Here is a 16,567-nt window from a genome sequence, read left to right on the forward strand (position 1 = left end):
CCCGGGGCACCCCGCACACTTGACAGTGCAGGGTGCCCCGTCCTGTGCCCGCCCCCTGCCAGCAAGTCCTTCCACGAGACCAGACAAGGACGTCCTCCGTGGCCATCAGCGTCTTCGACCTCTTCTCCATCGGCATCGGCCCGTCGAGCTCCCACACCGTGGGCCCGATGCGCGCCGCCCGGATGTTCGCCCGCCGACTGCGGACCGAAGGCCTGCTGACCCAGGTGACCGGCGTGCGCGCCGAGCTGTACGGCTCGCTGGGCGCCACCGGCCACGGCCACGGCACGCCGAAGGCCGTCCTGCTGGGCCTGGAGAACAACTCGCCCCGCACCGTCGACGTCGACCGGGCCGACCAGGACGTCGAGCGGATCACCGCCGAGAAGCGGATCAACCTGCTCGGCGAGCACGTCATCGACTTCGACCCGGACACCCAGCTGGTGCTGCACCGCCGCCGCTCGCTGCCGTACCACGCCAACGGGATGACCCTCTGGGCCTTCGCGGCGGACGGCTCCACGCTGCTGGAGAAGACCTACTACTCGGTCGGCGGCGGCTTCGTCGTCGACGAGGACGCGATCGGCGCGGACCGGGTCAAGCCGGACGACACCGTGCTGAAGTACCCCTTCCGCACCGGTGACGAGCTGCTGCGGCTCAGCCGGGAGACCGGGCTCTCCATCTCCGGCCTGATGCTGGAGAACGAGAAGGCCTGGCGCAGCGAGGAGGAGATCCGCACCGGGCTGCTGGAGATCTGGGCCGTGATGCAGGAGTGCGTGCGGGCCGGCATGAGCCGCGAGGGCATCCTGCCGGGTGGTCTCAAGGTCCGCCGCCGGGCCGCCGCGGCCGCCCGCGCGCTGCGCGCCGAGGGCATCGGGCCGGCCAACGCGATGGAGTGGGTGACCCTCTACGCGATGGCGGTCAACGAGGAGAACGCCTCCGGCCGCCGGGTGGTCACCGCGCCGACCAACGGCGCGGCGGGGATCATCCCGGCCACCCTGCACTACTACCTGAACTTCATCCCGGGCGCCGACGACGACGGCATCGTCCGCTTCCTGCTCGCGGCCGGCGCCATCGGCATGCTGTTCAAGGAGAACGCCTCCATCTCCGGCGCCGAGGTCGGCTGCCAGGGTGAGGTCGGCTCCGCCTGCTCGATGGCCGCGGGCGGCCTCGCCGAGGTCCTCGGCGGCACCCCCGAGCAGGTCGAGAACGCCGCCGAGATCGGCATCGAGCACAACCTCGGCCTCACCTGCGACCCGGTCGGCGGCCTGGTCCAGATCCCCTGCATCGAGCGCAACGGCATGGCGTCGGTCAAGGCCGTCACCGCGGCCCGGATGGCGCTGCGCGGCGACGGCCGGCACCACGTCTCGCTGGACAAGGCGATCAAGACGATGAAGGAGACCGGGGCCGACATGAAGATCAAGTACAAGGAGACCTCCCGCGGCGGCCTCGCCGTGAACGTCATCGAGTGCTGACCCCGCGCTGACGGGCGCACGGTCGGGCACCGGCCGTGCGCCGACCGTGCGCCGGTCCGGTGCGCCCGGGCCCCCAGGCGGAGCTCCCCTCCGCCCGGGGGCCTTCGCCATGCCGCTGCGCATTTTTACTGGCCGACGACCCGTCAGGAGGTCCATAATCTCGGCCAGTTGGTTCACGCCAGAGGGGGAGGCGGATGACCATCCGGACCGGGCCGGTGCGGCCCGACGAGCCACCCGTACCACCCGAGGGACCGCCTGTACCGCCCGAGGGACCGCCTGCGGTGCCGTCACCACCGCCGCCACCGCCACCGACCTCGCCGTACGCGACGTCCGAGGCGACCCGGCTGCTCTGCGCCGGGGTCTACCTCGACCCGGACTACCGGCGCCGCGTCATCACCGAACTGGTCGACCACGACGAGCGGTCGGTGCCGCCGTCGCTGGGCTTCGACCTCGTCACCGTCCTCGCGCACGCCCTCCGGGCCCGGACGATGGAGGTCCGCACCGGCCTGCTCCTCGCCGTGATCTGGATCGGCTTCCTCGTCACCGAGTACTGGCCGCTGATCCAGAACCCGCCGGACGGCGACTACTGGCGGAACTACGGCGAGGATCTGGCCGGCGGGTACTACAGCGGCGGCTCGTACGGCCGGGAGTCGGCGGCCGACACGGTGTTCGGCAACCTCTCCCACTTCCTGACGCCGTTCGCGGCGAACTTCGCCTTCCTGTACGCGCTGGTCAGCCTGCTGTCCTGGTACGCCAAGCCCGCCGAGGTCCGGGAGCACGCGCTGTACGCCCCGGCCACGCCCCCGCCCGCGCGGCCCAAGCCGGGCGAAGGCTCCCAGGAATCCGGCGTCCGCCGCGCCACCGGCGGGCTCCTTGCCACGGTCGCCGTGATCCTCCAAGTCCTCTACTGGGCCCTGGCGCTGCTCACCCTGAAGGACTCGGACGGGACGGGCGTGCTGTTCCCGCTGGCGCTCGCCGCGACGGTGGGCGGACACCGGCTGCTGGTCGCCCAGACCGTCCGCCGGGAGCTGACCCGCGAGGCGTTCCGGAGCCAGCCGGTCCGTCCACTCCCGGCCCGGGCGCGCTACCAGGCGCTGCATCGGGCCATCGCCGAGGAGCAGTACTCGCAGCTCGTGGTCTACGACCCGGCCGACCCCTTCCTCGGCTTCGGATTCCCGTTCAGCGTCTGGTCGTTCACCCTGGAGCTGAAGCCGCGCAAGACCGGCCCGGTGGCCCCCTCGGGCACCCTCACCGCCCGGACCGTCCTCGACCTGGTCGTCCCGCGCCTGGCCGCCCTGCGGCAGGCCGCCGCCGAGACCAGCCTGGACCGGCTGAAGGACCTGGAGATCGAGCACATCGTCTTCCTCCCGTACGGTCCGGCGCGCGCCGAGGTGGTGCGCACGCCCGAGGAGATCGGCCGGCACCTCGCCGAGGCGGTGGACGAGGGCGGCGAGCGGCGCCGGCACTTCCTGCGGGTCCGGGTCGGCGCCTGGGACGAACAGCTGGTGCTGACCGTCCAGTTGCGGGTGCACACCCAGGGGAACCTGCTGATGGTCGAGGTCGTCCCGTACGTGCTCGGACCGGTCCGCCGCGACTACGAGCTGCTCGCGGACGCGGTGGCCCAGCAGGGCGCCCGGCCGGGACGCCGCGCACCGGCGATGTCCGCGTTCACCGCCGGGCCCGCCGCGCTCCGCTCACTGCTGCACCCGGGCGGCGGCCGGGTGCAGACCGTCACGGCCGAGGACGACCTGATGCCGGTGGCCGCCCGGCCCGTCCTCTCGCTGCGCGAGGCCGCCACCTCGGAGAGCGTCTCGATCTTCCAGGAGCTCGACGTCTCGCGGTACCTGAAGTCGATCGAGGAGCGGATCATCGAGGGCGTGCGGACCGCGCTGGAACGGACGGGGTACGAGACCGACCGCTTCGAGCAGACCGTGGTCCAGGTCATGCAGGGCGGGATCCACATCGGCTCGATGAGCGGCGGCGCCGTCGCCACCAACGGGGGCACCGCGCAGTCGGGCACCCCGGCACCGCCGCCGTCCGGCGGCAAGTCGTCCTAAGTGCCTTGTCGGACAAGGAGTCGGAACTTTCGCATGAGCGAGGAGCAGAACGTGCGGCACGACGAGGAGAACACGCCCCCGGCCCCGGCGAGCGGCGGGGTGTCGATCGGCGCGATGACCGGCGGGGCCGTCGCCGCGGGCCCCGGCGCCCGCGCCGAGGACCGCTCCCAGCGGGCCGGGACACCCGAGCCGCTGCCGGACCTGAGCGGCCTGACGGTGCCCGCCGCCGGGCCCGGCGGGGTGTCCATCGGCGCGATGACCGGCGGGGCGGTCGCCGCCGGGGAGGACGCGACGGCCGTCGACGCCTCGACCCGCCTCACCGCCCCGGCCCGCGAACTGCTCGCGGCGGTCGGCGAGTTGCGGGGCCAGCTGCCGATGTTCACCCGGGCCGAGGGCAACGGCGTGGCCGAGGTGGAACAGGAGCTGGACGCCGTCGGCACGGCCCTCGAACAGACCGGCACCGCCCCGCGCACCCGGCTGGAACGGCTCCGCGACCTCCTGCGGAGCTCGACCACGGTAGTCTCCGGACTCGCCTCGGCGCTGGCGGTCGTGCAGGCGATCGAACAGTTCCTGGGCAGCTGAACGGGGATCGGGAACAACGGGGGGAGCGGCCGTGGCCGGGACGTACTGGGACAAGAACAGCCAGCAGTGGGTGAGCCGGCCACCGGCGGGCGGCGCGCCCCCGCCCCCGCCGGCGGCACCCCCGGTCGCGCCACCCCGGCCGGCCGCACCGCCCGTCCCCCCGCCCCCTCCGGTCGCACCGCCGCCGATCACGCCGCCGCCGATCACCGCACCGCCGATCACGCCGGGCGCGCCTCGGCCGGAGGGCCCACCGTCCACCGGGAGGCGCCGCAGGATCCTGGTCGCCGCCCTCGCCGGGGCGCTCGTCGGCGTGCTCGCGGGCGGCGGCGGGTACCTGCTGACCCGGCACGAGGACGGGGGCAAGCCGACCGGCGCGGCCACCCTGACGGGCGGGCCGACGGTGACGACGTCCGGTTCCCCCGCCCCGACGTCCCCCTCGTCGTCCCCGACGGCCTCGGGGTCGCCCACCCCGACGCCCACACCCACGCCGACCCCCACCGGGCCGCACTACAACCTGACCCAGGACCCGAACGGATTCACCCTGCTCGTCCCGGACGGCTGGCAGCGGCGTACGGAGAAGGACTCCGTGTTCTACGACAGCCCGGACCAGGCCAGCCTGGTCCAGGTGTTTCCCATGGAGGCCAAGTCCCCCTACGAGCTGGCCCAGTCGACCGATGCCGACCTGGCCAAGAACAAGGTCTCCGCGGGCTACAAGCGCATCCGCCTGGAACAGACCGCCGGCGGCACCGCCGAGCTGGAGTACTCCTACATCCTCTCCTCCGGCACCGTCCGACGAGCGGTCGACCACATCCTGGTCGGCCCCGGCGGCACCGCCTACGCCGTCATCGTGGCCGGTCCCGAGGGCGACTGGCCCACCCCGCTCCAGGCCCTCCGGGAGGCGGAGCTGACCGGCTTCTGCTTCACCGCCCAGTGCCCGGCGGCCACCGGCTGACCCCCGTCCAACCGCTGACCGCCGTCCCCCTCTGACCCCCGCCGAGCACGGCCGGGCACCGGCCCGCCCCTCGGCGGCTCAGGCCGTGAACGGGCGGGCCCGCCGGGCCTCGCGCAGCGCCTGCGCCCACCAGGCGAGTTGGTCGAGCATGGTCTTGGCGGCGGCGTCGGCGGCCGGGTCGAGGGCCTTGCCGTCGGCGTCGAAGCACTGGGCGGCGCCGTGGAAGCTGACGGTGTTGCGGATCGTCGCCGCGTTCAGCTCGGCCATCACCACCCGCAGCTGCTCGACGGCCCGGAGGCCGCCGGAGAGGCCGCCGTAGGAGACGAAGGCGACCGGCTTGCCGTGCCACTGCCGGTTGTGCCAGTCGATGGCGTTCTTCAGCGGGGCCGGGAAGCTGTGGTTGTACTCGGGCGTGACGAACACGAAGGCGTCGGCGGCCTCCAGCCGGGGCGACACGGCGGCCAGCAGCGCGGCTTCGTCCGGCGGCAGTTCGCCGCCGAAGGACGGGAAGGTGGTCGGCAGCGGGGTCGCCACCAGGTCGATCGGGTCGGCGGTCATGTCACCGCGGGCGTCGAGGTGGCCGAGCAGCCAGTCGGCGACGACCGGGCCGAAGCGGCCGTCGCGGGTGCTGCCGACGACGACGGCGACCTTCAGGTTCTGGTCCGTGGACATGGGGGTCCCCCTCCGGGATTTGATGGACGGCGCTGATGTGTACGGCGTATCTCTCGGATACAACGTACACATCGACGCGTACGCCGTCCACTGGCGATACGACGTACGCTCCAGATACGGCGTACACGCCGCAGTGGTACGGTGAGGAACACTCCAGTCGGAAGGAGCCCGCCCCCATGCCCGCTCAGCAGGCCCCCGCCGGGGACACCCCCGCGACCGGCGACGACAAGGCCCAGGTCTCGCTCTGGGAGCGCCTCGCCCGCCCCGCCCCCGCGCCGCGCACCACCCTGACCCCGCAGCGGATCGCCGAGGCCGCGGTCGCCATCGCCGACAGCGAGGGCCTGGACGCCGTCACCATGCGCCGCCTGGCCGGCGCGCTCGGCGTCGCCCCGATGGCCGCCTACCGGTACGTCTCCGGCAAGGACGAACTCATCGAGCTGATGGTCGACTTCGCGTACGGCCGGCTACCGCTGGACGAACCGGCCGAGGGCTGGCGGGACGCCATGCGCTCGCTGGCCGTCCACCTGCGGGCGATGACCCTGGCCCACCCGTGGACGGTCCTGGCGGCCACCCCGTTCTCCCTCAGCCCCAACCAACTCGCCGTCCCCGAGCGGGCGTTCGCCGTCCTCGCCGAGCACGGGCTGGACGCCGACACCACCATGGCGGTCTTCCGCACCGTCACCGGCTACGTGCACGGGTCGGTCGCCGCCGAGGTGACCCTGGAGAACCTCCGGCGCGAGCGCGGCTGGTCCGACGGGGACGAGACCAGGGCCGGCCTCGCCCCCCGGATGAGCTGGCTGATGGGCACCGGCCGCTACCCGAGCTACCAGCGCTACCTGGACGAGGCCACCCGCAAGGACGACCCCGACTGGCAGTTCGAGACCGGCCTGGACTGCGTCCTCGACGGCATCGCCGCCCACTTCGGCATCTGAGCCGCACCTAGCGCAGGAAGTCGGCCGGTCCGACTTCCTGCGCGGCGGAGTCGGGCTACCTCCGCCCGGGCAGGACCAGGAACGCCAGCCCGCCCGCCAGCACCGCGAGCCCGCACCAGGAGACGGCGGGCAGCCGCTCCCCCAGCGCCGCGACACCCAGCACGGCGGCGACGGCCGGCTCGGCGAGGGTCAGCGTGGTGGCGGTCTGGGCCGAGGTGTGCCGCAGGCCGTGGCCGAACAGCCGGTACGCGAGGTAGGTGGTGACCACCGCGAGGTGCAGCGCCACGGCCGCCCCGCGCACCGAGGCCAGCCACGCCGGGTCACCGGCGAGCAGCACCGGCAGGACGATCAGCGCGGCCCCGCCGAACATCGCCCCCATCACCCCGCCCGAGGGGCGCCCGGCCGCGATCAGCCGGCCGCCGATCAGCGAGTACACGGCGTACGAGAGCCCCGAGAGCGCCGCCAGCAGCACCCCCAGCGGGTCCACCGCCGTACCGTGCCCGGCGAGTTCGGGGCCGAGCACCAGCACGGCGCAGCCGAGCACGGCCGCCGCGGTCGCCCCGGCCCACCGCCCGCTCGGCCGCCCCTGCCGGGCGAGCCACCCGAGCAGGCCGGTGAATACCGGCGCGCTGCCCAGGGCGATCACCGTCGCCACCGCGACGCCCGTACGGTGCACCGCCGGGTAGAAGGTCACCGGGTACCCGGCCACCGCGAGCGCACCGGCCGCGAGCAGCCACCGCTCGCGCGCCCCACAGCCCCGGGGCAGGGTGCGGGCGGTGCGGTCGGTGAGGAACAGCAGCAGTCCGCCGAGCACCAGCCCGGCCGCCCCGATCCCGGCCGCCGGGGCGCCGCCGGGCGCCAGCGAACTCGCCGTTCCGGTGGTGCCCCAGAGGACGGCGGCGGTCAGGATCGGCACCGCGCCGCCCCGCGAGCGGCGGCGGCGGACGGCAGGGGCGGTCGGGCGGGCAGGCGAGGACAAACGATTCGGCACAGTCGTGTACTTCCGTCGTCGAAGACCGTCAGAGGAGAGGTTCCGAGAACGGGCGCACGCCATCGGCCCACGGCGGCCTCACAACGGCCGAGCCGGGGCGAAGGGGATCAAGCCACCTGCGCGCGCCCGATCAGGCGCTGAGCGGCGGCAGCACGACGTGCCAGTACAGCTTCACGGGCCCGATGCTACCCAACCTGCGCAGCATCTGTGAGCGACCGCCCAGGCCCGGGAGGGTCTCACCTGCCTCCCGACGGCTCGGACCCTCCGATGGCAAGCGCAAGCTTCCACATGCCGGTGGAGGGATTCGCCTTGTGCTCCTCACCCCACTGGGCCAATTCCTTCGCCCGGGTCGCGGCCAACCGCCATGTCGGCCCGTAGAGGTCGAACTTCTGGTCCGTCTTTCCGTACCCTGCTGGAAAATATTTCTCAAGAACCGGCAAAAGTTCCTTGAATGAATGAGCTGGGCGCCGGTATTCGACGAAGTGCAGTAGCAGCCAAACCTCGAAGCACGGATTCGAGAGCGCCACCTCGATGTTCTTCTGCCGCGCCTCGCTCATCGTTTGCCCCAGGTTAGGAAATTCGTCGACATCGAGAACACACCACGTCTCGTCGTACTCGCCAGCCGCCTGATCGCGCAGGAGCTCGGCACGCTCAACGACCTGGGAAGGCGACTTCGGATGCTCAACGATCTTCACGGAGACCGCAGCGTTCCGAACGCTCGATTTGAGCCCCTGAAGGTAGTCCCGTTCGGTCACCTTCGCGCCGCAGACCACCAGAAGCCGCTGCCGCGATTCACGATGGCCCGATTTCCTTCCCAGCGACGTGTCAAAAGAGGGACGCTTGCGACCGCTCGGCTTCGTTGCCCTTGCCATCTTCATCCCCCCGCGCCGCTACAGCATTGGCAAAGTTCTCATCGATGTACGGCACACCGCCGTAGCTTCCACTGAGGTACCGCCGTTCACGGTTCTCCTCCTGGCGCGGCTTGAAATCGGCCAGGGAGGAGAGCTCCGTCTCTCCGTACTCATTCTTCTCCACGAACCAGACTTGATCCCGCCGCAGGACGTCCTCCCCGTCGGTTCGGCCGAGCAGGCTGGCGTCATGCGAGGTGAAGATCAGCTGGGCACCGTTGGGGTTGGTCCGAACGTTCTGGAACAGTCCGATCAGGCGTGCCGTCAGGATGGGGTGCAGGCTTGAATCGATCTCGTCCACCACGAAGGTCCCCCCTCGGCGGAGCACGTTCATGAAGAGGGGCGCCTGTCGCAACAACGCCCGGGTTCCCTCGGACTCCTCAGACACATCCATCCGAACGATCCCGTCGCGCCCACGATGTCCTATCCACGGGCGAACCTCGGCCCGGGGCCCTCGTTCTTCGAGCTCGGCCAAGAGCCGCTGCGGAATGCGTGGGCCGTACCGCTTCCGCAGTTGCTCTTCATCGAGCAGTACGCGCTCCGTACCGCATTCCGCGATCCCGAGATCCGCAGCACGCAACAGTTCGATGAGCTCCGGATACCGGTCCTGGTGCTCCAGGAGACGTCCCGCGCCGAGCCCCACGCCCATCGGGCGTCGACTGAACAGGAGACTCCGGGCGAACCAGTCGTACACCGGCCGGAAGTCATGCTGGCGGGAGCGGGCCGCCAGGGACATGAAGAGAACGTTGGGCTCGGTGATGTTCTCGACCAGCTTCAGCTCTCGCCGGTGCTGCGAGTCGCCGATGTCCAGCCCGTCGGGCGAGCGCTCGAAGATCTTGCGCTTCTTGCCGCGAGGAAAGCTGTGCAGCCACTCGTCGAGCACCCGGTCGTCGTCCACACTGAACCCGTAGGTGTAACGAACGCCCTCGATCAGCAGGTCCACCACATACCAGGACGGCTCGTCGCGTGCAGCCTCGTCAAGGCGGAACGGCTGACGGGTCACGCCTCCGTCCGGCTCGGCGTCGCGGTACGAGTCAACAACCATCCTGTTCATGTAGGACAAGGCATCGATGACGTTCGACTTACCGGCCGCGTTGGCTCCGAAGATGCCCGCTACAGGGACTGCTTCCCAGTGCGTCCCGGCCGGCCTGTCCGCGTCGTAGACCGGGTGCAGTTGAAGCGATTGTTCATCCCGGATCGAGCGGTGATTCGCGACCCTGAAATTCAGTAGCATCTGTGATCCCCCCTTCACGGGTTGTTGGGCCTCCCTGTGCAAGTGAATCGCGCAAACAGGCCTTCGGCAAGCCCAAACAGACTGCCACCAAGCGACGACACCCGCGTCGGACGGGGACCCGAGGCCAACCCGCCAGGAGGGTCAGCGAGCCGGGGTCGCCGGCGAGGGGAGGTCGAGTTCGCACCAGGTGGTCTTGCCGATGTAGCCATCGCCGCGCGGGTGGGCGCCCCAGGAGGTGGCGAGGGCCGCGACGAGTTCGAGACCCCGGCCGGACTCGTCGTCGGGGGCCGCGTGGCGGAGGGCCGGGAGCTTGGAGCTCGCATCGGAGACCTCGATGCGGAGCACGGAGCGGGTGGGGAGCAGGACGCGGACACCGATCAGCCGGTCGCGCGGGCCGCGGGCGTGACGGCAGGCGTTGGTGACGAGTTCGCTGAGCAGGATCAGGGCGGTCTCGGTGGACTCGACGGGCACGTCCCACTCGAAGGCCTGCCGCAGGAGCCGGATCCGCGCGCGGCCGGCGCTGCGGGGGAGGCAGGGGAACATCCACTCGACGGCATCGGCGGGCTGAGTGATCATCAGAGTCCTTCGCTCGTAAGGGCCGAGTTCGGCCATTTCACCCTTCAAGAGTCGGGAGCCGGACATACCCTCAGCAGTTACACGAGGGGTACAGCGAGAGCTTGAACCGCCCTGTGACCAGGGCAGGGAGGGGCGCCGGGCGATGAGCACGCCGAAGGAGAACCCGATGTCGTGGAAGTACTGCGGCGATCAGGTCAAGCGGTGGCGCACTCGCGCGGGCGTGACCCGGGAGCAGCTGAGCAAAGCGGCCTGCTACGACATCGAGAGCGTGCGGTCGATGGAGGCGGGGAGGCGGCGGCCGTCGCTCAAGTTGCTTCAGGTGGCAGATGAGTTGTGCGATGCAAAGGGGATGCTGCTGGGGGCTGCGGACTTCCTGACACCGGAGAAGTTCCCGTCCTACTTGCAGGGCTACACGGACGCCGAAGCCGATGCCATCGCGATCCACACATATGCGGCGCTGCTCATCCCGGGATTGCTTCAGACCGAGGAGTACGCCCGAGAACTGATCGGCCACGCCTGTCCGCCCTTGGACGACGAAACGATCGAAGCTCGCATCGCGGGCCGGATGCAACGCCAGGAGAAGCTGACGAACTCACCGAGAGTGCTGTTCGGCTTCGTGATCTACGAAGCAGCGCTGCGCGCGAAGGTCGGCAGCTCAAGCCTCATGAAGAGGCAGCTCGCGCACATCGTCGAGATGAGCCGCCTGCGAAACGTCGCGATTCAAGTACTTCCCGCGAACCGCGCGGCATACGCGGCCCTCACCGGCCCCATCGTCCTGCTGGAAACGGCCGACCACGAGCAGCTGGCATACGTAGAAGGACACCGAACCGGCGTGCTGCACGCCGATCCGGACAAGGTCAACGTACTCACACAGCGACATGGCATGATCCGCATGCAGGCCCTCAGTATCGAGGAGTCCGTAGAGTTCATCGGGAGAGTCTCGGAGGGGCTATGAACGCTGGAGCCGAGTGGTTCAAGTCCAGCTACAGCAACGACGACGGCGGAGAGTGCGTCGAAGTCGCCGTCTCCTGGGCCAAGTCCAGCTACAGCAACGACCAAGGCGGCGCCTGCGTCGAGGTCGCCTCCTGCCCCTCCGCCGTCCACGTCCGGGACTCCAAGGACAAGGCCGGCCCGACGCTCACCTTCTCCCCCTCCGCCTGGTCCGCCTTCGTCTCCTTCGCGGCCGAAGCTCAAGCGGCAACGATCAAGCGCCCCCTTAGTTGAACGGGTGGGTAACCACCTTCCAACCACCCTCGCACGCAGCAGATATGACTTATCGTCACGACTTCGCCACAGCCGGTTCCTCCGTGTAGCGTGCGGACCAACGAAACAACCCCCGACCGGTGCTACCAACACCGAACGGGGGTCTGACCACGCTGATCGAAAGTGAGTCGATCCTGTGGCTACCCACGACTCTACCGCCATGGCCACCCCCGGGTACGGCAAGCAGTCCGCCCCGGAGCAACACCCCCGCTCCGCGAGCGACTTCACCCACCTCCCGGCGCGGGAGGCCTATCTCGCCTCGCTCATCGACCGTCTCCCCGACGGCGCTGCCATGGACGTCAAGACGCTCGCCGCCCTGCAGCCGCACTACGGCCAGATGGCCTGCCGCACGGTGCTCAACAACCTCTCCACCGCAGGTCACCTGCGTCGCGTCCGGGAGCGCATGAGTTCCAAGGACTGCCGCTGGGTGTTCCGCACCTTCTTCTCCCGGACGCCCCGCAGTGACGCCTGGTGGAACCACTTCCTCGCCACCGGTGAGACGTCAACGGAGAACGCACCCGATCCCCCCAAGGAGCGAACGCTCAACCGGACCTCCCCCACCTCGGCCGCCTACGCCGCCCTCGCCGGCCTCGGCTTCGCGGACTCCCGGCTGGCCCTCTCCGCCGCCGACTGTGCCGCGCTCGAACCGCTCGCCGCCGAGTGGCTGGCCCGGGGTGCCACCCCCGCCCTCTTCACCGCCGCGCTCACGGCGGGCCTGCCGACACCGGTCCACAGCCCGGTGGCCCTCACCCGCCGCCGTCTGATCGACAAGCTGCCCCCGGAACGCCCCGCACCGGCTGGAGAGGCCACCCAGGCAGCCCAGGCCGCCCAGCCCGTCCGCGTCCCCGAGTGCACCGACTGCCGCACCCCGTGCCGCCCCCAGGCCCTCCTCGGCGGGCTCTGCCGCGCCTGCCGCTCTCCTGGTGGCGTCAGCCGGGCCGCACCGCCCGTTCGCCACCTCTCGCCCGCGGCCGTCCGCCGCCATGCCGCCCGGGTCCGCCAAGCGATGAGCGCGGGGAGCACAGCACCGCGATCATGAATATTCACAGGTAGCAGCGTTAACCTATGCAAAATCCAAAGGTGAACTAGGTTACAAACCTTGGATTCCCAGTCGCCCGGTTTGCCCACATGCTGAGATCCGTGCGATAGTCAAGGCATCGAACTTCGGCGGGCCCGACCTGGCACTGCCGACGCCCATCGCAGCGGCACGCACCCCCTTGGCCGCCGCGATGACTTGCAGGGGCCCCCTCCGCCGGACCACGGCGAATCCGGGGGCCCTGCGTGTTTTCCGGGCCGGACGGGCCGGACGCGGGCCGGACGACCCAGCCGGCTCAGTGCCGCTCGCGCACCTTGAGCTCGAACCAGACGCCCTTGCCCCGCGGCAGCAGGTCCGCGCCCCAGCGGTCGGAGAGGTCGTCGACGATCTTCAGCCCCCGCCCGCGCTCGTTCACCGGCCTGGGCTCGGCGAGGATCATGCAGGGCAGCGCCCGGGAGGAGTCCCGGACCTCGATCCGCAGCCAGCCCGGCTTGCGGCTGACGTGCAGGCCGATGGTGCGCCCCGCCGCGTGCCGTACCGCGTTGGACACCAGCTCGCTGGTGAGTAACTCCCCGGCCTCCAGGTACTGGTGGAGGTCCCAGGACTCCAGGACCGACAGCACCAGCCGCCGGGCCACCGGGCCGGACTCCGGCCGGGACGGCAGCCGGACCTCACTCGGCGAGGACTGGTCGCACAGCCTGCCGGAATACATCTCCTCCAGCTCCTCGGAGCTGAGCCGCTCCAGCGCCGAGAGCGCTCCCTGGACGTCGATCCAGGACGCCTCGGCGACCGTGCCGGCCCCGGGAACTGATGACTGATCTGCTTCGCCCCAACCCGCCATGCCGACCATCATTGCGGAACGCAAGCAGCCGCGTACGGACAATGAGCAAACGATCTCCCCCGAGTCGGCATATGCCGGATGCAAGGAGGGGGTCGCCCCGGGCCGACCTCCGTCAAGCCCGAGTTGACCCCCGGCCGTCCTACCAGGCGCTCCACGGGAGGGTCCAGCCGCTCAGCCCGTTCGAGGGGTCGAGCTTCTCCTTCTTGATGGAGTTCTTGACGATCACGACGTCCCCGACGATCGAACTGTCGTAGAACTTGCCCATCGAGGTGCCGGCGCCGCCGCCCTCGACGTCCTTGAGGCCGACGCAGCCGTGGCTGACGTTGTCGCCGCCGAAGATGCTGTTCCTGGCCCACCAGTTGCCGTGCACGTACGTGCCCGAGGTGGTGAGCCGCATCGAGTGCGGCACCTGGAGGTCGTAGGGCGCGCCGGTCATGCCGGGCAGGGTGCTGGACTGCATCCGCACCGTGCCCTCCTTGGACATGACGGTCATGGTGCCGTTCCAGGTGGGGTGGTCGTCCGAGCCGGAGGTGATGTCGATCTCGGAGCTCTGGCCGTCCCCGCTCACGACGGTCATCTTGTGCGTGGCGGCGTCAACCGTCGAGATCTGGGATCGCCCGATCGTGAAGGGCTCGTCCCGGTCCGAGCCGCCGTAGACGCCCGGAGCGATCTCCACGCTCTTCAGCCGGTAGTGCACGTTCACCTTGGTGCCCGGCTTCCAGTAGCCCTCGGGACGGAAGTCCACCCGGCGGTCGCCGAACCAGTGGCCCTTCACCACGGTGCCGTTGTCGGTCTCGAAGGTGATGCCCTTGGCGACCGCTTCCTTGTTCTTGACGTCCTTGGTGAACTCCACCGAGACGATCATGCCGACGCCGTACGTCGCGTTGTCGTCGACGTTGTCGGAGGCCTTGGCCTGGGCCTCCGGCGTCAGCGTGGTGAAGCTGCTGTCCGCCTCGGTGACCGCGCCGTTGGCGTCCGCCGCCATCGCGCTGACCTGGTAGGCGGTGCCCACCGAGAGGCCGGCCGTCGGCGTCCAGGAGGAGCCGTCGGCGGCGATGGTGCCGGGCACCTCCTTGCCGGTCTTGTCGCTCACCTTGACGGTGGTGAGCTTGCCGCCCGTCGCCCCGACCTTGAGCGCGCTCGGCGCCACGTCCACCGCGCCGGTCTTGGGCTCGATGTTCACCACGGCCTGCGACACCTTCGGCACCGCGCTGGTGGGCGCCGCCGACGCCGGCGGCTGGGAGGTGGCCGCGCCGGCCCCCAGGTCGGCCTTGGCCGCGCTGCCGCCGCCCCCGCCGTCACCGCCACCGCAGGCGGCCGTCAGCACCATCGCTCCGCCGACCAGGCCGGCGGCCACCACTCTGCGTATCGACCTCACGTCGATTCCCTCCCTCTGAACTCCCCGGACTCCCCGTGGACCCGCGACGGACCTGCGAAGGACCGTCTGCGGACCTGACCGGGTATACGCGCCCGGCCACCGGAAAGGTTGCGCCATACGAGGGGCTCCATGCCCCGGAAACCCGAGCGGTCCGACCCCATCGGGTGAGGATCGGACCGCTCGGAGAGAACTCACCGGAGTGCCCGGACCAGCCGGGCCGACCTCCGGACAGGGCCTACCAGCTCGCCCAGTCCACGTTCCAGCCGCCGAGCCCGTTGGAGGGCGAGACGGTCTTCTCCTTGGAGTTCACGATCTTGATCGGGTCGCCGACCATCGAGTCGTTGAAGAACTTGCCCGCCACCGAGGTGTCGCTGCCGCCCTTCACGTCCTGCATCGAGATGCAGCCGTGGCTGGCGTTGCTCTTGCCGAACGGGTTCGCCCAGTAGTTGCCGTGCACGAAGGTGCCGGAGGTGGTCAGCCGCATCGCGTGCGGCACGTCCTGGATGTCGTACTCGCCGCCGAGACCGACGGTCTGCGAGTTCATCCGGGTGACCTTCTCCTTGGACATGACCACCATGGTCCCGCCCCAGGACGGCGTGGCGTCCGCGCCCAGGGTGACCGGCACGGTGGTGCTCTGGCCGCCCCGCTCGATGGTCATCTGGTGCGACTTGGCGTCCGCGGTGGCGACCTGCGAGCGGCCGATGGTGAAGGGCTCGTCCTTCTCCACGTCGCCGTAGATGCCCGGGGCGACCTCGACGTTCTTCAGCCGGTACTTGATGGTCACCTTGGTGTCCGGCGCCCAGTACTGCTCCGGGCGGAAGTCCACCCGCTTGTCGCCGAACCAGTGGCCCTTCACGACGGTGTTGTTGCTGGTCTCGAAGGTGATGCCCTTGAGGACGGCTTCCTTGTTCTTGACCGCCTTGTTGAACTCCACCGAGACGATCATGCCGACGCCGTAGGTGGCGCCGTCGCTGATGTTGTCGTTGGTGGAGATCTTCTTGTCCGGCGTCAGGGTGGTGAACGAGGTGGTGGACGCGGCCACCAGGCCCTCGGCGTCCTTGGCCTGCGCGTTCACCTTGTACGCCATGCCGACGGTGAGCGCCGCCGCGGGCTTCCAGCCGGCACCGTCCGGGGTGATCGCACCCGTGACCGGCTTGCCGTCCTTGTCGGTCACCTCGACCGTGGTGAGCTTGCCGTTGGAGACGGAGACCGCCAGTCCGGTCGGCTGGACGTCCTGGGCACCGTCCTTCGGCTCGACGGCGATCACCGCGGCCGAGGGCTTCGGCGTCCCCGAACCGCCCGAACCACCCGCGCCGCCCGCACCGCCCGCGTCCGCCGAGGCCGGCGCGCTGGCCGCGTTGCCCCCGTCGGAGCCACCGGAGCCACTGCCCTTGTCGTCGTTGCAGGCCGCGGTGAGCAGCAGTACCCCACCCATGACCAGCGCCAACGCCCCCCTGCGCCCGTAGCGGCTGGTGGTGCGTATCGCGGCTCCGGCCGTCTTACCCGTCTTCACGGTTTCTCCCCTCCCGGTATCCACTCTGTTGACGCGCTGAGTGCCCCCGGGAGTTGCACCGGGCGCCGATCTTCCGCGGCCGGGCTGTGGACGCGTCGGAGCAGGATAACTGGGCCGTTCGAGTGACTTCACAGGGGAGTCGAACGGAACCGGGTGAAGCCGGGGT

At 70.5% G+C, this 16,567-nt stretch carries 16 protein-coding genes; 8 read left to right on the top strand and 8 right to left on the bottom strand.

Features of this window, described 5'->3' with window-relative positions:
• Window positions 1-98 precede the first annotated feature (98 nt).
• From ACYP53_RS03435 to ACYP53_RS03450, 4 genes are all read left to right on the top strand, one after another.
• Entirely contained in the window at window positions 99-1,466 is a 1,368-nt protein-coding gene (locus ACYP53_RS03435; protein WP_459646601.1) for an L-serine ammonia-lyase, read from the top strand.
• A 281-nt stretch (window positions 1,467-1,747) separates the two neighbouring features.
• On the top strand, window positions 1,748-3,523 hold the full coding sequence (locus ACYP53_RS03440) for a hypothetical protein (protein ID WP_459646602.1): 1,776 nt from the start codon (window positions 1,748-1,750) through the stop codon (window positions 3,521-3,523).
• 33 nt (window positions 3,524-3,556) lie between these two features.
• Window positions 3,557-4,105, top strand: coding sequence for a hypothetical protein (locus ACYP53_RS03445; RefSeq protein ID WP_459646603.1), 549 nt, complete (start codon window positions 3,557-3,559; stop codon window positions 4,103-4,105).
• Between the two features lie 31 nt (window positions 4,106-4,136).
• The gene (locus tag ACYP53_RS03450; RefSeq protein WP_459646604.1) at window positions 4,137-5,057 is read left to right on the top strand and encodes a hypothetical protein; all 921 of its coding nucleotides are present in this window, start codon (window positions 4,137-4,139) and stop codon (window positions 5,055-5,057) included.
• Between the two features lie 78 nt (window positions 5,058-5,135).
• On the opposite strand, the gene ACYP53_RS03455 is transcribed toward ACYP53_RS03450, so the two are convergent.
• Window positions 5,136-5,729, bottom strand: a complete 594-nt coding sequence (locus ACYP53_RS03455) for an NADPH-dependent FMN reductase (protein WP_459646605.1) — start codon at window positions 5,727-5,729, stop codon at window positions 5,136-5,138.
• 176 nt (window positions 5,730-5,905) lie between these two features.
• On the opposite strand from ACYP53_RS03455, the gene ACYP53_RS03460 reads away from it, so the two are divergent.
• Window positions 5,906-6,661, top strand: coding sequence for a TetR/AcrR family transcriptional regulator (locus tag ACYP53_RS03460; protein ID WP_189915788.1), 756 nt, complete (start codon window positions 5,906-5,908; stop codon window positions 6,659-6,661).
• Window positions 6,662-6,716: 55 nt separating this feature from the next.
• On the opposite strand, the gene ACYP53_RS03465 is transcribed toward ACYP53_RS03460, so the two are convergent.
• The 4 genes from ACYP53_RS03465 to ACYP53_RS03480 all read right to left on the bottom strand — a co-directional run bounded on the left by ACYP53_RS03465 (window position 6,717) and on the right by ACYP53_RS03480 (window position 10,370).
• A complete protein-coding gene (locus tag ACYP53_RS03465) occupies window positions 6,717-7,577 on the bottom strand; it encodes an EamA family transporter (RefSeq protein WP_459646606.1) in 861 nt (286 codons plus the stop codon).
• 311 nt (window positions 7,578-7,888) lie between these two features.
• Window positions 7,889-8,524 (bottom strand): RloB family protein, encoded by a 636-nt coding sequence (locus ACYP53_RS03470; RefSeq protein ID WP_459646607.1) that lies wholly within the window; start codon window positions 8,522-8,524, stop codon window positions 7,889-7,891.
• Window positions 8,478-9,794 (bottom strand): AAA family ATPase, encoded by a 1,317-nt coding sequence (locus tag ACYP53_RS03475; protein ID WP_459646608.1) that lies wholly within the window; start codon window positions 9,792-9,794, stop codon window positions 8,478-8,480. The genes ACYP53_RS03470 and ACYP53_RS03475 overlap by 47 nt, the downstream gene beginning before the upstream one ends.
• Before the next feature lie 141 nt (window positions 9,795-9,935).
• Window positions 9,936-10,370, bottom strand: coding sequence for an ATP-binding protein (locus ACYP53_RS03480; protein ID WP_459646609.1), 435 nt, complete (start codon window positions 10,368-10,370; stop codon window positions 9,936-9,938).
• Between the two features lie 142 nt (window positions 10,371-10,512).
• Here ACYP53_RS03480 and ACYP53_RS03485 point away from each other — a divergent pair, with 142 nt between their 5' ends.
• The 3 genes from ACYP53_RS03485 (at window position 10,513) to ACYP53_RS03495 (ending at window position 12,672) form a co-directional block, all read left to right on the top strand.
• Window positions 10,513-11,325: a helix-turn-helix domain-containing protein gene (locus ACYP53_RS03485; protein ID WP_459646610.1), complete on the top strand. Its 813-nt coding sequence runs from the start codon at window positions 10,513-10,515 to the stop codon at window positions 11,323-11,325.
• Entirely contained in the window at window positions 11,322-11,594 is a 273-nt protein-coding gene (locus ACYP53_RS03490) for a DUF397 domain-containing protein (RefSeq protein WP_459646611.1), read from the top strand. The genes ACYP53_RS03485 and ACYP53_RS03490 overlap by 4 nt, the downstream gene beginning before the upstream one ends.
• 199 nt (window positions 11,595-11,793) lie before the next feature.
• A complete protein-coding gene (locus ACYP53_RS03495) occupies window positions 11,794-12,672 on the top strand; it encodes a hypothetical protein (RefSeq protein ID WP_459646612.1) in 879 nt (292 codons plus the stop codon).
• Between the two features lie 292 nt (window positions 12,673-12,964).
• Here the strand turns inward: ACYP53_RS03495 and ACYP53_RS03500 are convergent, their stop codons facing one another.
• The 3 genes from ACYP53_RS03500 to ACYP53_RS03510 form a co-directional block, all read right to left on the bottom strand.
• On the bottom strand, window positions 12,965-13,510 hold the full coding sequence (locus tag ACYP53_RS03500) for an ATP-binding protein (protein WP_229928533.1): 546 nt from the start codon (window positions 13,508-13,510) through the stop codon (window positions 12,965-12,967).
• A gap of 139 nt (window positions 13,511-13,649) precedes the next feature.
• A complete protein-coding gene (locus ACYP53_RS03505; protein WP_459646613.1) occupies window positions 13,650-14,888 on the bottom strand; it encodes a L,D-transpeptidase in 1,239 nt (412 codons plus the stop codon).
• A 235-nt stretch (window positions 14,889-15,123) separates the two neighbouring features.
• The gene (locus tag ACYP53_RS03510) at window positions 15,124-16,401 is read right to left on the bottom strand and encodes a L,D-transpeptidase (protein WP_459646614.1); all 1,278 of its coding nucleotides are present in this window, start codon (window positions 16,399-16,401) and stop codon (window positions 15,124-15,126) included.
• Window positions 16,402-16,567: the final 166 nt, after the last annotated feature.

Source organism: Kitasatospora sp. Ki12 (assembly GCF_054601375.1).